Raw genomic sequence first — 16,392 nt, forward strand, 5'->3', positions numbered from 1 at the left:
ATACGCTGATGCACATAGCATCGTGATGCGAGACTTCGTTCGCCGGTCTGCATCTGCGTTTTAATAAAATCACGCTCATAGGCGAACACATTCTTACCTTAACCAATTATCCAACTGGCTCTATCCTTTTTACTTCCGCCGTCTGCCGATTTTCCCACATCACGGTCAGTAAACGTTGCAGTCCAATAAAAGCAAACAGCAGAATACCTATCGCAATTTTTGTCCACCACGAACTCAGCGAACCGTCAAAGTTGATATAAGTTTGGATTAACCCCTGAATAGCAACGCCAAAGAGTGTTCCTAACACCGTACCGACTCCACCGCTAAGTAATGTGCCACCAATAACCACCGACGCAATAGCATCAAGTTCAACGCCCATCCCTGCTAGGGCATATCCTGCCGAGGTATAAATAGAAAATACGATACCCGCCAAGGTCGCTAGTCCTGTGGAAAGCATATATATCCGAATAGTTGTGCTACGCGTGGAGATCCCCATCAAATTCGCGGATGTGGCATTACCCCCCAACGCATAGACCTGATTACCAAACCGTGTTCGGTTGGCTAAAAATATGCCCAAAACCACCACGGCCAGCATCAGCAACGCCATTGCACTCAGGCGCCCGCCACCGGGAATTTTCCACGCCATCGAAGAGAGCGTGCTATAAATCGGATGATCAATCGGTAATGACTCTTCAGAAACTAAATAGCTAGCCCCGCGAAGGAAAAACATTCCCGCGAGTGTAATGATAAAGGCAGGGATCTTGAGCGCGTCAATTAGCCAGCCCATGAAGGCACCAAAACAACATCCCATCACCAATATCAAAGGGAAAGCAACCAGCGGTGACATCTGATAATCACCGATCATACGAGCCAGAAATACGCCGGTGAAGGCGATCACCGAACCAACCGAAAGATCGATCCCACCAGAGAGGATCACAAAAGTCATACCTACCGCGATAATCCCCAAAAAAGCATTGTCAGTGAGGATGTTACAAATCACGCGCGTAGAAGCAAAACCCGAGAATTGGCTCAAACAGAATAGATACCCAAGAACAAAAACGGACAATGTGATCATCAACGGTAAATTACGTTTAAGCATGACGCGGCTTCCTTTTTATCACAGCCAGAAAACGCGGTGATTGAAATATCAGCACCACCAACACGACGACCGCTTTCACCACCTGATTCAACTCAGGCTGAAATCCAGAAAGCAGGATCCCTGTATTCATGCCTTGAATAATCAACGCCCCTAAAATTGATAGCAGCAAATTGAAACGCCCTCCCATTAAAGAGGCACCACCAATCACCACGGCGAGAATAGCATCTAGTTCAAGCCACAATCCTGCATTATTCGCATCAGCACCACGGATATCCGCCGTGACAATAATCCCTGCAATGGATGCGCAGAGCCCGCTCAGCATATAGGTTCCCATAACAATCAACCGCGTATTCACGCCCGCGTTTTTCGCTGCGCGGATGTTGATCCCTACGGCTTCAATAAACAGCCCTAGCGCTGTCTTTCTTGTCAGCAACCAAAATGCGAGTAGGGTTAGCAAGGTAAGAATAACCGGGGTCGGCAGCAGAAATAACGAGCCACTGCCAAGCCACGATAAAGAAGGCGAGTTGAAGGTAACAATTTGCCCTGCGGTAATTAACTGAGCGATCCCTCTCCCTGCAACCATTAAGATGAGTGTGGCAACAAAAGGTTGAATCTTAAGCAGAGCGACTAAAATTCCGTTCCATAGCCCCGACAATATTCCCATACCGAGCGCTGATAAAATAACAATCGGTAGAGCGTAGCCCTGAACCGTGAGAGAGGCTGCCGTTGCGCCGGAGATCGCCATCACGGCACCAACAGAGAGATCGATGCCGCCTGTTGCGATCACCAACGTCATACCGATTGCCAAAAGCGCGACTGGGGCGCAGCGATTGAGAATATCAATCAAACTGCCAAACAGACGTCCATCTTGGATATGAATCGCGAAGAAATTATTGGCAACGATACTATCGACAAACAGCACCACCAGCAGGGCTATGACTTGCGGCATGCCGGTTGGCCAGCGTAGTCGAAATGCTTTGGGCTTAGTCGCATCGGGTAAGGAAGCTGGCATAGTATTTATCTCCTTATGTCGCAATGGCGTTCATAATGGCGGCGACCGACAACTGCTCAAGTGGAATCTCAGCGATCTGTTGGCGGTCACGCAATATCACCACCCGATCCGCATAACCGACTAGCTCCTCCAGCTCCGATGAAATGACTAACAGCGCTAAACCATCTGCGCACAGCGTTTCAATCAGGCGAATAATCTCGGCATGCGCGCCAACATCGATACCGCGGGTCGGCTCATCCAAAATAAGAAACTGTGGTTTGGTCAGCAGCCAGCGCGAAAGCAGAACCTTTTGTTGATTCCCGCCAGAAAGAAATTCTATAGGCTGCTCGGTGCTTGGCGTGCGAATGCCTAACTGACGAATAAATCGTTCCGCAATGCGTTGCTGTTCTTTTCGCGGTATCGGTCGTAGCCAGCCGCGCTGTGCCTGTAATGCCAGAATAATATTCTCGCGCACCGAAGCCGCCGCAATAATTCCATCCGTCTTCCGATCTTCTGGACAAAAACCTAATCCGTAGTGAGACGCCTGATGGGGTGAACGCAATGCCCTTTTCTTTCCTTTCACCATCGCGGTGCCGCTATCTGCTGGCTTGATGCCAAAAATAACCTCGGCCATTTCCGTGCGCCCTGAGCCCAATAGTCCAGCCAATCCCACGATTTCACCAGGGCGAACTTTGAGGTCAAAGGGAGCGATAACCCCCTTTTTGCCATAGTGCTCAAACTCAACCGTTGGATTATCACTGAGTAGGGTTCGGCCCGCTCGCTGTAAGGCGTTGTTGTCTAATTCACGCCCCAGCATCATTTTGATTAGCTCAATATAGGGCAACGCTTTAGTATCGCGCGTGCCAATAAACTCACCGTTACGCAGTACGGTAATACGATCGGTAACGGCATAGACTTGTTCGAGGAAATGAGTGACAAAAATAAGACTGACGCCCTGATCGCGTAAATGACGCATCAGAGTGAATAGCATTTCAACTTCACTGGTATCGAGGCTAGCCGTAGGCTCATCAAGAATTAATACTTTGGCCGAAAGATCGATAGCGCGGCAAATAGCAACAATTTGCTGCATTGCCACAGAGAAACGCCCTAAAGGCTCAGTGACATCTAATGAAAAGCCATAGCGCTCCATTAATTCTGTTGAACGACGCACCATTTGACGGCGGTCGATAAAACCAAAACGGCGTGGCTCGCGTCCAATAAATAGGTTGTCTGCTACTGACATGTTAGGCAGCAGATTAACTTCTTGGTAAACCGTGCCAATGCCAAGGCTCTGCGCATGAGCCGTACTCTTTGGAAAAACCTCGGCGCCATCTAGCCAAACGGTGCCACTATCCCGTTGATATACGCCTGTAAGTGCCTTAATCAAGGTCGATTTTCCCGCGCCGTTCTCTCCCAGCAACGCCATAATTTCGCCGCGCTTTAAACTGAAAGAAACGTTGTCGAGAGCCTTAACGCCGGGAAAATATTTACTCAATCCTTCGGTACGGAGTAATACATCATCATCACCGTCGCAGTACATGCCATCGCTCCTGCTTGCGCTGAAAAACCATGGGCAGAGACCTAAGCCTCTGCCAAATAAATGATGAATAGATCAGATGAAAGGAATTCGGAAACTAGTACCCCATCCCCTTTTTCTTATCTAACTCTGCGCTTGCGCTATCAGGTAAGAACAGTTTGGATTCGGTTTTGGTAATTTTTGGCGGCAAGGTCCCGTCTTTTTTGTATTTCTCCAGAGCATCAAACGCAGGCCCCGCCATGTTTGGCGTTAATTCAACGTTGGCGTTGGCTTCCCCTGCCAGCATGGCTTTATAAATATCAGGTACGCCATCGATAGAACCGGTCAGAATATCTTTACCCGGTTTTAATCCTGCCTCTTTAATCGCCTGAATCGCGCCTATCGCCATGTCATCGTTATGGGCATATACCATGCAGATATCTTTGCCATTGTTTTCAGCCTTAATGAAGCTTTCCATAACTTCTTTACCCTTACTGCGGGTGAAATCTCCTGACTGAGAGCGTACGATCTTAATATTTGGCGAATTGGCGATAGCTTCAGCGAATCCTTTTTTGCGATCAATCGCGACGCTGGCACCAACCGTTCCCTGCAGTTCAACGACGTTACAAGGTTTGCCTGCTACCTGTTTTACTAGCCAATCGCCAATAAGCTTGCCTTCCAAAACGTTATCTGCGGTAACTACCGTCATATACAGTGATTTATCTTTCACGGTGATGGCACGATCAAGCAAGAACACAGGGATGTCCGCTTCTTTTGCTTCCTGCAGAACGGGTTCCCAGCCGGTTTGTACTACCGGGGCAATAAAAATGGCATCAACTCCCTGAGCGATGAACGAACGCACAGCTTTAATTTGGTTTTCTTGTTTTTGTTGGCCATCGGCAATTTTCAGCGTAATACCACGTTTTTGAGCTTCGCTTTTTGCCACGCTAGTTTCCGCAGCACGCCAACCTGATTCCGAACCTACCTGAGAGAAACCCACGGTCATCGACTGAGCCAGCGCTGCTGAAGATACTGCGGCAGAGATGGCGGTAACTAAAAGTAAACGCTTCCACATACAAAAATCCTCAATGAGCAAAGATTGGATAAAAGGCAACCGAACAGGCTTCACTATAGTCAATGCATTAGGAGAGGATTTGGGTTACATCACAGTATTGAAAAATTAACAAAGCGCCAACACACGGCCTTTATCCCCTTTTTTCTCAGGCTTATGGACACTTTAACTCTCTCATTTATCGACCGTACGAGAGAATTCCAATAAGAACGGGGAGTTGCAATCAGATCAATGAAAGCGATTACACTTATAAGCAGATAATATGTACTTTTCGCCTAACGGAACCAAAGCACTTCATCTCGCTAGCTTTTGTCAATTTTGGGAGATAGATCGCGACACGCGAGAGGAAATTGTAAGGCAGGAAGAAAACATAAGTAAAAAGGCCTGTGACTCATCATCACAGGCCTTTTTATACGATCTAGCATAGTTTATTTGCTAGGCGCTTCATCCTTAGAGAAGCGACGGCGCACGACCACGAAGAAAACAGGTACAAAGAAGATCGCTAACAGCGTCGCTGTTAACATTCCTCCCATAACGCCGGTGCCCACAGCATTCTGAGCACCTGACCCCGCCCCTGAACTAATGACCAACGGTAAAACACCGAGGATAAACGCCAGCGAGGTCATCAGAATAGGACGTAAACGCATGCGCACGGCATCTAGTGTCGCATCGACAAGTCCTTTCCCTTCTTTCTCCATCAAATCTTTCGCAAATTCAACGATTAATATCGCATTCTTAGCGGAAAGCCCAATGGTGGTTAACAGACCGACTTGGAAATAAACATCGTTGTTCATACCTCGCATCGCAGCCGCTAAGAGAGCGCCAATAATACCCAGTGGAACAACCAGCATGACCGAGAACGGAATGGACCAACTTTCATAGAGCGCAGCCAAGCATAGGAATACCACAACCAGAGAAATAGCATACAACGCGGGAGCCTGATTACCAGACAAACGCTCTTGATATGACATTCCCGTCCAGTCATAACCAATACCGGCAGGTAATTTAGCGACCAGTTGCTCCATCATCTGCATAGCATCACCGGTACTCTTACCTAACGTGGGTTCCCCCAGAATTTCCATTGAAGGTAAACCGTTATAGCGCTCTAAGCGTGGCGAACCAGAAATCCAACTAGCAGTAGAAAATGCAGAGAACGGTACCATCTTTCCGCTATCGCCACGGACATACCAATTATTGATATCACTTGGCAGCATACGGAAACGAGCATCAGCCTGTGCATAGACTTTCTTCACACGCCCATGGTCAATAAAATCGTTAACGTAGCTTCCCCCCAAAGCGATGGAGATAGTCTGGTTGATATCAGACAGCGATACCCCCAGCGCCTGCGCTTTTTCTTGATCGACGTCTAGTTTATATTGAGGTGTATCTTCCAGCCCGTTCGGACGCACTCGCACCATCACTTCAGGATGTTCTGCCACCATACCGAGCAGTTGATTACGTGCCTGAGTCAATTTCTCATGACCTAGGTTAGCCTGATCGATAAGTTCAAAGTCAAAACCGGTTGCGGTTCCCAATTCAATAATGGCTGGAAGGTTGAATGGGAAGACCAGTCCATCTTTGATCTTCGTGAACGCTTTCATAGCGCGGCCAACGATGGCTGTCACACCGTTTTCTTTACCTGAACGTTGGTCCCAAGGTTTCAAGCTGATAAATGCCAACCCAGAGTTTTGCCCCTGTCCGCTGTAGCTAAAGCCGTTTACGGTGAACACTGACTCCACGTTCGCATGCTCTTTTGTCAGATAGTATTGAGTAACCTGATCCAACACCTGCTGGGTGCGCAACTGAGTGGCCCCCGCGGGGAGTTGTACCATTGTCATAAATACGCCCTGATCTTCTTCTGGTAAGAAAGATGTTGGAAGGCGTAGGAACAACACTCCCATACCAATCACTATCAACACATAGATAATTAAATAACGACCGGTACTTCTTAAAATCCCACCGACACTATCCGTGTAGTGATGTGCGCTTTTCTCAAACGTCCGATTGAACCAGCCAAAGAAGCCTTTTTTCTCGCCATGACCTTCCGCAGAAACCGGCTTGAGCAGCGTGGCGCAAAGCGCAGGCGTCAAGATCAATGCCACCAATACCGACAATGCCATCGCTGACACGATAGTTATGGAGAACTGACGATAGATCGCACCTGTTGAACCGCCAAAGAAAGCCATCGGGATAAACACGGCCGACAACACCATGGCAATCCCCACCAATGCGCCCTGTATTTGTTCCATCGACTTTTTGGTGGCTTCTTTTGGCGGTAGATGCTCTTCCGCCATAACACGCTCGACGTTTTCAACAACGACAATCGCATCGTCAACCAATAGTCCTATCGCCAATACCATCCCGAACATGGTGAGGGTATTGATCGAATAACCAAACGCAGAAAGCACCGCAAACGTTCCTAGCAACACAACGGGAACCGCAATCGTTGGGATCAACGTCGCCCGAATGTTTTGCAAGAACAGATACATAACTAAAAAGACGAGGATAATCGCTTCAAACAGCGTCTTGATAACTTCGTGAATAGAGATTTGAACAAACGGTGTTGTATCGTACGGATAAACAACCCTCATGCCCTGTGGGAAATAAGGTTGTAGCTCCGCCAGCTTAGCTTTGATAGCCGCCGCAGTATCCAGAGCATTTGCCCCCGTCGCTAACTTGATCCCTAAACCTGCTGCCGGTTGCCCATTGATTTTAGCGACGATGTTGTAGTTTTCACCGCCTAACTCAATACGAGCAACATCTTTCAGCCTAACCTGCGAACCATCTTGGTTAACTTTCAGCAAAACTTGGCCAAACTGCTCTGGGTCTTTCAGACGCGTCTGCGCAATAATTGACGCATTCAATTGCTGATTAGGCACAGACGGCGTTCCGCCTAGTTGCCCTGCGGCAATCTGGTCATTCTGAATTTTAAGCTGGTTAACAACATCAATTGGGGTGAGTTGATACTTATTCAGCTGATCGGAATTCAACCAAATACGCATTGCATACTGCGCACCAAATAACTGTACATCCCCCACACCGTTACTGCGGCTGATAGGGTCTTTGATATTTGATGCGACATAGTCGGAAATATCATCCTGCGTCAGGTTCTTATTATCGGAAATAAAACCGGCAACGAGCAAAAAGCTGCTGCTGGACTTTTCAACACTAATCCCCTGCTGCTGAACTTCCTGTGGCAACAAAGGCATTGCCAGCTGTAGTTTGTTTTGTACCTGTACCTGTGCGATGTCTGGATCGGTGCCAGAATTAAAGGTCAATGTAATCGTCACACCACCAGCAGAATCGCTCGTGGACGACATGTACATCAGATTGTCGATACCGTTCATATTCTGTTCGACAATCTGAGTGACCGTATCCTGCACCGTTTGCGCATCAGCCCCCGGATAGGTGGCCGTGATCGCAATGGCAGGAGGTGCAATCGTTGGATACTGGGCTACAGGCAGTCGCAGAATAGCCAATCCTCCCGCCAGCATCAGAATGATGGCAAGTACCCAGGCGAAGATCGGGCGCTCAATAAAAAACTTAGCCATGCGTTCGGTTTACCTTGTATAAATCATCGCCACAGCGATTACTGTCCCTGAGGCGCATTGGCCTGTAGGTTCTGTTCTTCGACTTTCACCGTCATTTCTGGACGAACTTTTTGCAGCCCACTCACGATGACGCGGTCACCGCTATGCAATCCCTCGGTGACTAACCACTTATCGCCAATTGCCTGAGAGGCCGTCACACTACGAACTTCGACCTGATTTTTAGCATTGACCAACATGACCGTCGCTTCACCACGCGGGTTACGTGTTACACCCTGCTGGGGAACCAGTAAGGCATCTTTTTGCATACCTTCATCAACACGGGCACGAACAAACATTCCCGGTAGAAGGTCGTGTTGAGGATTAGGGAATAAGGCGCGAATCGTGATAGAGCCGGTGCTTTCATCTACGCTGACATCGGAGAACTGCAGTTTGCCCTTTAACGGATATGCCTGTCCGTTCTCCATAACCAACGTCACTTCAGCCTGTTGAGCACTTTTCTCCAAGCTTCCCTGAGTCACGGCTTGTTTGAGGCGCATAAAATCATTGCTAGACTGGGTAACATCGACGTAGATAGGATCTAACTGTTGCACAGTCGCCAACGCTGTCGCCTGCTCTGTTGTGACCAATGCACCTTCAGTGACATTGGATTGTCCAATACGCCCATCAATCGGTGATGAAACCTTGGTATAGGCCAAATTTATACGCGCCGTTTCGACATTTGCCTTTGCTGCCTGTACGTCCGCATCAGCCTGCTGAGCATTCGCTACCGCAGTATCAAATTCTTGCTGACTAACATAGTGATCGCTTAATAGAGGTTTATCACGCTGTACGGTTAAATGCGCCAACTTGGCCGCCGCAACAGCCTTCGCTAACTCACCTTGAGCACTGTCATAAGTCGCTTTATAAGGAGCAGGATCGATCTGATACAGAGATTCCCCCCCGCGAATATCGCTACCTTCAGTAAAATTACGTTTCAGAATAATTCCACCGACCTGAGGACGAACCTCAGCAACTCGATATGCATCAGTACGCCCTGGTAATTCAGTGGTTACCTGCAGAGCTTCAGCCTTTAACGTGACAACGCCTACCTGCGGTTGTGGCAACGGAGCTTTCACATCCTCACTATCGCATCCTGATAAAGCAAAACAGGCAGAAAGAAGGATTACTGAGGGCAGGAGAATAAACTCACTGTATTTCTTCATTGCTATTCCTTAAATATTTCGAAGCTACGCCAGGCGTACATAAATAATGAGAATGCTTTAATAGAATATGATTCATCACATAATCACTTTGGTGGTTCTAAATTACCCAACTGACTATCAAAAAACTGAATGACATAAAACTGACTTTAGCTACGTCATTGATAAATTCACGAGGCACATAAACTCAAACACATACATTTTTTAAATAAATCAATATAACCAATGAGATGCTACTAAAACCAAGATGATATACTTAAAGATAAAGCGCACAACATCTAGTTAAAAAGTAATAATCGGTCATTTGTTATGTAAGTTTAATTATCAAACTTACGTAGTCTTTACGTTCACAGTGAATTATCCATTTCATGAATGTATAAAAATAATGGATACAATTAAATCATTCTTCATGGGGAATATTAATTCTCTGATTTATGATCCAATTTACGGCGTACAACCACAAAGAAAACAGGTACAAAGAATATTGCTAATAACGTTGCCGTTAGCATACCGCCCATAACGCCAGTACCTACCGCGTTTTGTGCGCCAGAACCAGCACCAGTACTCATCACCAATGGAAGTACACCGAGAATAAAGGCAAGCGATGTCATTAAAATGGGTCTTAGACGCATACGTGCCGACTCTAACGTAGCATCAAGTAGCCCTTTCCCTTCGTTATCCATCAACTCTTTGGCGAACTCAACAATCAGAATGGCGTTTTTCGCGGAAAGACCGATCGTGGTTAGCAAGCCAACTTGGAAATACACATCGTTGTTCATTCCCCGTAATGCCGCGGCCATTAATGCACCGATAATCCCGAGAGGAACCACTAACATTACCGAGAATGGAATTGACCAGCTTTCATACAGCGCTGCCAAGCAGAGGAACACAACCAACAAAGAAATTGCATACAGTGCGGGAGCCTGATTTCCTGACAGACGCTCTTGATAAGACATTCCAGTCCAATCGAAACCAATGCCTACCGGTAATTTTTCAGCCAATTGCTCCATCAATTTCATCGCTTCGCCGGTACTTTTTCCCTCAGCCGCCTCTCCCAGAATTTCCATGGAAGGCAAGCCGTTATAACGCTCTAAACGTGGGGAACCGTGGATCCATGCCGCCGTAGAGAATGCTGAGAATGGCACCATTTGCCCCTGATTACCGCGGACATACCAGCTATTGATATCATCAGGTAACATGCGGAAAGGTGCTTCTGACTGAACATACACCTTCTTCACGCGGCCATGATCGATAAAGTCATTGGCATAGGTACTCCCCAGCGCAGTAGCAATTGTCTGGTTAATATCTGAAATAGATACCCCCAGAGACTCAGCCTTTTCCTGATCGACATTGAGTTTAAACTGCGGCATATCTTCCAAACCATTAGGGCGAACCCTAACCAGCGAATCTTTATGCTGAGCAACCATTCCCAATAATTGGTTACGGGCTTGTGTCAGTTTGGCATGCCCTAGGCTTGCCTGATCGATTAACTCAAAGTCAAAACCCGTCGCGGTTCCAAGCTCAGTGATTGCCGGTAGGTTGAAGGCGAAAACCATGCCGTCTTTTATCTGTGTAAACGCTTTGGTTGCACGAGCGACAATAGCACCGACTTCATTCTCACTGCCCTCTCGCTCATCCCACGGTTTTAAACGCACAAATGCCAGTCCATTGTTCTGCCCTTTACCACTAAAGCTAAATCCGTTAACGGTAAATACAGATTCCACATTGCCACTCTCTTTGGTCAGATAATAGTGCGTTATCTGGTCCATAATTTGTTCCGTGCGAGACTGTGTCGCCCCTGCCGGTAACGTCACCATCGTTAAAAATACCCCCTGATCTTCTTCAGGGAGGAATGAGGTTGGCAAGCGTAAAAAGAGGACGACCATGCCTGCGACAATGAGCAAATAGATCAACATATAGCGGCCCGTGTTATGCAAGATGCGTTCAACGCTGGACGTATAATGTTGAGTGCTGTGGTTAAACTTGTTGTTAAACCAGCCGAAAATGCCGGTGGTTGTACCGTGATCGCCTTTGGGCACCGCTTTAAGCAATGTGGCACAAAGCGCAGGCGTGAGAATCAACGCAACCAGAACGGAAAGCGCCATTGCCGAAACGATGGTGATAGAAAACTGTCGATAAATTACGCCGGTTGAGCCACCAAAGAACGCCATCGGAATAAACACGGCAGAAAGCACCATGGCGATACCCACAAGCGCCCCTTGAATTTGCTCCATCGATTTCTGCGTGGCTTCCTTTGGACCAAGCCCCTCTTCCGACATCACTCGCTCGACGTTCTCCACCACCACGATGGCATCATCGACCAATAGCCCTATCGCAAGCACCATCCCAAACATCGTGAGCGTGTTTATCGAATAACCGAATGCGGCTAAAACAGCGAAGGTCCCCAATAACACAACGGGAACCGCAATCGTTGGAATCAGCGTGGCTCGGAAATTTTGCAAGAACAGGTACATGACGAGGAACGCCAAAATGATGGCCTCAAACAATGTTTTGAACACTTCTCTAATGGATAGCTTGATAAACGGCGTGGTGTCGTAGGTATAAACCACCTTCAAGCCATGTGGAAAATAAGGCCGCAGTTTCGCCATTTGCACTTCAACAGCATCCGCGGTATCCAAAGCATTAGCTCCGGTTGCTAGCTTAATGCCCAGCCCTGCCGCAGGTTTACCATTATAACGGGCAATAATATTGTAGTTTTCGCCGCCCAGCTCAATACGAGCCACGTCACGAAGCAATACCTTTGCACCATTCGATAGCACTTTTAATTGAATCAGCCCAAACTCTTTTGGATCTTTTAACCGCGTTTGAGCAATTATCGAGGCATTAAGTTGCTGATTAGATAATGAAGGTGTTCCGCCCAACTGCCCTGAAGCAATCTGATTATTCTGTACTTTGATTTGGTTGATGACATCAATCGTCGTGAGTTGATATTTGTTCAGCTTATTGGGATCGAGCCAGATACGCATCGCATACTGAGCACCAAACAGTTGAACATCACCTACCCCTGCCGTACGGCTAATCGGGTCTTTGATGTTTGAGGAAATATAGTCAGCAATGTCATCCTGCGTCATGCTGTTATCTGTGGAGATAAAACCGGCAACCATCAGAAAACTGCTGCTGGCTTTTTTCACGCCGATGCCTTGCTGCTGAACTTCTTGTGGCAACAGCGGCATCGCGAGCTGTAGCTTGTTTTGCACCTGAACCTGAGCAATATCGGGGTTTGTACCAGAGTCGAACGTCAGGTTAACGGTGACGCTTCCCGAAGAATCGCTGGTTGAAGCCATATACATGAGGTTATCGAGGCCGTTCATGTTCTGTTCGATAACCTGAGTAACAGTATCCTGAACTGTCTGAGCATCCGCGCCTGGATAGCTGGCGGAAATCGCAATTTCCGGCGGAGCAATCGTCGGATATTGGGCCACAGGCAAACGCATAATTGACAAAACACCCGCCAACATCAATATGATGGCAAGAACCCAAGCAAAAATAGGACGCTCGATAAAAAACTTAGCCATTTTTAATAATTACTCCGGCCACTACAAGTATAAATTCCATGAATAATTACGGAGGACAGCATACGTCGTTTTCCTTGCCTGACTGAATGAATTGAATCGTTCTCATTTGTTAATAATTAAGCTTGATTTGAGAATCGAATAAAAACAGAAAACACATTCATAAAACTATCTACGTTCTATAACAACAGGTGTTTGGTATGCCCATGAATACCGGAACCGAATAAAATCAGAATGACAAAATAGGCGCATGGTGAATAAAATAAGAAATGCATCGTACAGAATTTCACAACCATCTGTAAATCACAGTCTGGAAAATTTGGTATCGCTATGGCACGTAAAACTAAAGAAGATGCGTTTATTACTCGACAGAGAATAATAAATGTAGCAATTAGTGAATTTTCAACTCAGGGATTCGCTTCGACATCGCTTGCCGATATTGCTAGTGCCGCGGGCGTAACGCGAGGGGCCATTTACTGGCACTTTAAAAATAAAGAAGAGCTATTTAATGAAATATGGCAGCAATCCGCTCGCTATTCCCTGTATGTTTCAGAAAAAATTCACAGTGAAAACAAAGACAATCCATTAAAAGCGCTGCAAGAAACTCTCACTTATATTTTGCGTGCAGCGGTGAGCGATCCGCAACAAAAATCATTAATGAAAATTATGTTTCACAAGTGCGAATTCACAAAAGAAATGACTCCGCGCAGTGAGATCAGACGGATGGTTTATTTCGAAGAAGAGCGTTTATCCAATACTTTAAAACGTTGTGTTACATTAAATCAATTGCCATCAAAATTAAACATTGAACAATCTGTAATTATAATTCGTGCATATATGAGTGGTTTAATAGAGAACTGGCTACTCTGCTCTGAAAATTACGATCTCAGCAGCAACGCATCCGGCTTAGTTGATAATCTAATTACATTATTAAAAATACAGTAACTTATTTACATAAAAAAGGCCGCTATAAGCAGCGACCTAATTAACAATCAAATAAGACTCACAATAAACATTAACTACCCCGATAAGTTGAATAGCCATATTGACTAAGCAACAACGGGATATGCAAATGCTGATTCATTTTTGTCACATGAAAGACCACGGGTATTTCAGGAAAAAAAGTGTCCTGTTTTAGCGCTGAAAAATATGTTCCGGTTTTAAACGTCACTTTATAGTCGCCAGGCGTCATCGTTTTATGTGCCGGGTATAGTGCAGGAATCCGGCCATCTGCGTCAGTGACAGCGCTAGATAAATTGACCCATTTCTCCCCTTCTTTATGCTCCAGCGTTACCGTGACACCCGAGGATGGGAGTCCTGTCTGTTGATTCAGTATGTGTACGCTAAGCGGATTTTTGATCTGCTCAGCCCCAGCCGTAGCCGTTAAACTCATCAGTGAGACCAGAAGTAAGACTTTCAACGATTTCATTAGCAGTTAGCCCTTTTGTATTTATTGAGGAATTTGAATCTAACATGTGAAATCGCCAATCTGGGTTTATCACAAAAAGTTTAAGTTTGAGCAGATAACAGAATAAAAATGCCCCGCTCAGCGACAGAGTCTCCGGCGAGGCATTATTTCAATGAACAGATAACAACGACTTTATTTTCAACACATTAAGCCGAACTTCTCTCAATTATTTGCGATACTGCTCGTCTGTAACATGCTCCATCCAGTCAACGACGCTTCCGTTTAAGGATTCAGCAATAGCGATATGGGTCATTGCTGTTTCAGCCGTTGCGCCATGCCAATGTTTTACGCCCTCTGGAATCCAAACGATATCGCCCGGATTGATCTCTTGAACATCGTTCCCCAGTTCCTGCACCCAACCACGCCCTTGTGTGACGATCAGCGTTTGTCCCAGTGGATGAGTGTGCCAAGCGGTACGCGCGCCAGGTTCAAAGGTTACCGTTGCGCCGCCAACGCGAGCGGGCTCTTCAGCTTGGAACATGCCATCAATGCGAACATTCCCGGTAAAATAGTCTGCTGAACCTGACACGGATGCCTGTGAAGCGTTACGAATAATTTTCATTTTTTCCTCTTATGATCTCTTCGACTTCGGCAAACATAACCGGAGTGAGCACATCTCGTTTTATTGCCTAAAAGTTACCCCCATTTGCTGCAGGCCACTAGATAGAGAAATAAGAAAGGAGCTATGAAATAAATTCATTAATCTGATTATAATGGGATCTATGTTTTAAAATGCGGGTCAGGACATGCTTAAAGAAAACTTCAACGATTTGATCTCTTTTCTTGTCGTCGCCAGAGAGCGTAGTTTTACTAAAGCGGCAGCTAAGCTGGGCGTATCACAATCCGCACTCAGCCACTCCATTCGCGGATTAGAAGAACGGCTCGATATACGCCTGCTAACCCGAACAACACGCAGCGTTGCGCCAACCGAAGCTGGCGAGAAGTTAGCGACAAGCCTTGAACCTAGGTTTGCTGAGATAGAAAGCGAGCTAGACGCCCTTCTCGACATGCGCGATACCCCATCCGGCAATATTCGGATTACCGCGGGTGAGCACGCTGTCGATTCAGTGTTGTGGCCAGTATTAAAACCTTTTCTCGCATCCTACCCTGATATTAACGTTGAGATCGTCGTTGATAACACGCTAACCGATATTGTTAGCGGCCGTTTTGATGCAGGCATTCGTCTCGGCGAACAGGTAGCGAAAGACATGATTGCCGTACGTATCGGCCCAGAGATGAGTATGGCTGTGGTCGGCGCACCTAGTTACTTCGAGCAGTATGGTACGCCTAAGACACCTCAGGATTTGCAGAATCACCGCTGTATCAATATGCGTTTGCCAACGATGGGCGGTTTGTATGCGTGGGAGTTTGAAAAAGAGGGCCAAGAACTGAGGGTCAGAGTGGATGGACAGCTTATCTTTAATAGCCTGCGCCAGCGCATTGATGCCGCCAATGTGGGTTTTGGCATCGCCTACGTTCCTGAAGATTCGGTTAAAAATGAGCTAGCCGATGGCCGACTGGTGCAAGTTCTTAAAGAATGGTGCAACACGTTTCCTGGCTACTATCTTTATTACCCTAGTCGCAAACAGCATACGACAGCCTTTTCTCTGTTTGTCGAGGCTCTACGTTACAAGCCTTAACGCGCGATAATCTGAGTGAAGAACCAAACTTATAGCCACTGTGTTATTGGTACACATGCGGCGTGAACAACGGTTTATTCAGCCCCCCAACCCTCGGCTTCTCGGATGTAACCTCATGTCGTCTATTTTTCCTCTTCGATAACCAGCGGCATCCTCCGCTGGCTGCATTTCCCTTACCCGCCCCCATTTGGTCGTACCAATCCACTTAAAAACGTGGCATTCAGTACAGAAAAATAAAAAAAGTAAATGCTATCGTTGCGATCATTTAACAAAAGGTTAACCATTAATCATCATAAAAGTTACCCGCCATCATTGGTCCTACC

At 46.6% G+C, this 16,392-nt stretch carries 11 protein-coding genes; 2 read left to right on the forward strand and 9 right to left on the reverse strand.

All coding sequences use genetic code 11. The features are described from left to right. Positions 1-106: 106 nt before the first annotated feature. From yjfF to HMPREF3091_RS13335, 7 genes are all read right to left on the reverse strand, one after another. A complete protein-coding gene (gene yjfF, locus HMPREF3091_RS13305; protein WP_070716349.1) occupies positions 107-1,099 on the reverse strand; it encodes a galactofuranose ABC transporter, permease protein YjfF in 993 nt (330 codons plus the stop codon). Next, positions 1,092-2,111, reverse strand: a complete 1,020-nt coding sequence (ytfT, locus tag HMPREF3091_RS13310; protein ID WP_070716350.1) for a galactofuranose ABC transporter, ATP-binding protein YtfT — start codon at positions 2,109-2,111, stop codon at positions 1,092-1,094. The genes yjfF and ytfT overlap by 8 nt, the downstream gene beginning before the upstream one ends. A 13-nt stretch (positions 2,112-2,124) precedes the next feature. Beyond that, the gene (gene ytfR, locus HMPREF3091_RS13315) at positions 2,125-3,630 is read right to left on the reverse strand and encodes a galactofuranose ABC transporter, ATP-binding protein YtfR (protein WP_070716352.1); all 1,506 of its coding nucleotides are present in this window, start codon (positions 3,628-3,630) and stop codon (positions 2,125-2,127) included. A 94-nt stretch (positions 3,631-3,724) separates the two neighbouring features. Continuing rightward, positions 3,725-4,681, reverse strand: coding sequence for a galactofuranose ABC transporter, galactofuranose-binding protein YtfQ (ytfQ, locus tag HMPREF3091_RS13320; RefSeq protein WP_004096366.1), 957 nt, complete (start codon positions 4,679-4,681; stop codon positions 3,725-3,727). Positions 4,682-5,106: 425 nt separating this feature from the next. Then, on the reverse strand, positions 5,107-8,229 hold the full coding sequence (locus HMPREF3091_RS13325; protein WP_004096364.1) for an efflux RND transporter permease subunit: 3,123 nt from the start codon (positions 8,227-8,229) through the stop codon (positions 5,107-5,109). 38 nt (positions 8,230-8,267) lie between these two features. Beyond that, a complete protein-coding gene (locus HMPREF3091_RS13330; RefSeq protein ID WP_070716354.1) occupies positions 8,268-9,431 on the reverse strand; it encodes an efflux RND transporter periplasmic adaptor subunit in 1,164 nt (387 codons plus the stop codon). Between the two features lie 416 nt (positions 9,432-9,847). Further along, positions 9,848-12,964, reverse strand: a complete 3,117-nt coding sequence (locus HMPREF3091_RS13335; RefSeq protein ID WP_070716356.1) for an efflux RND transporter permease subunit — start codon at positions 12,962-12,964, stop codon at positions 9,848-9,850. Positions 12,965-13,291: 327 nt separating this feature from the next. Here HMPREF3091_RS13335 and HMPREF3091_RS13340 point away from each other — a divergent pair, with 327 nt between their 5' ends. Next, complete coding sequence (locus HMPREF3091_RS13340; RefSeq protein ID WP_070716359.1) at positions 13,292-13,906, forward strand: TetR family transcriptional regulator; 615 nt, start codon at positions 13,292-13,294, stop codon at positions 13,904-13,906. A gap of 70 nt (positions 13,907-13,976) precedes the next feature. Here the strand turns inward: HMPREF3091_RS13340 and uraH are convergent, their stop codons facing one another. Together uraH and HMPREF3091_RS13350 are read right to left on the reverse strand one after the other, a co-directional pair. Beyond that, a complete protein-coding gene (uraH, locus tag HMPREF3091_RS13345) occupies positions 13,977-14,390 on the reverse strand; it encodes a hydroxyisourate hydrolase (RefSeq protein ID WP_004096359.1) in 414 nt (137 codons plus the stop codon). 205 nt (positions 14,391-14,595) lie between these two features. Next, positions 14,596-14,991, reverse strand: a complete 396-nt coding sequence (locus HMPREF3091_RS13350) for a (R)-mandelonitrile lyase (protein ID WP_004096358.1) — start codon at positions 14,989-14,991, stop codon at positions 14,596-14,598. A gap of 184 nt (positions 14,992-15,175) precedes the next feature. Between HMPREF3091_RS13350 and HMPREF3091_RS13355 the strand changes: the two genes are divergently transcribed. Then, positions 15,176-16,069: a LysR family transcriptional regulator gene (locus HMPREF3091_RS13355; protein WP_070716360.1), complete on the forward strand. Its 894-nt coding sequence runs from the start codon at positions 15,176-15,178 to the stop codon at positions 16,067-16,069. Positions 16,070-16,392: the final 323 nt, after the last annotated feature.

This window comes from Hafnia sp. HMSC23F03, assembly GCF_001816025.1.
In the GTDB taxonomy this organism is placed as follows: Bacteria; Pseudomonadota; Gammaproteobacteria; order Enterobacterales; family Enterobacteriaceae; genus Hafnia; species Hafnia paralvei.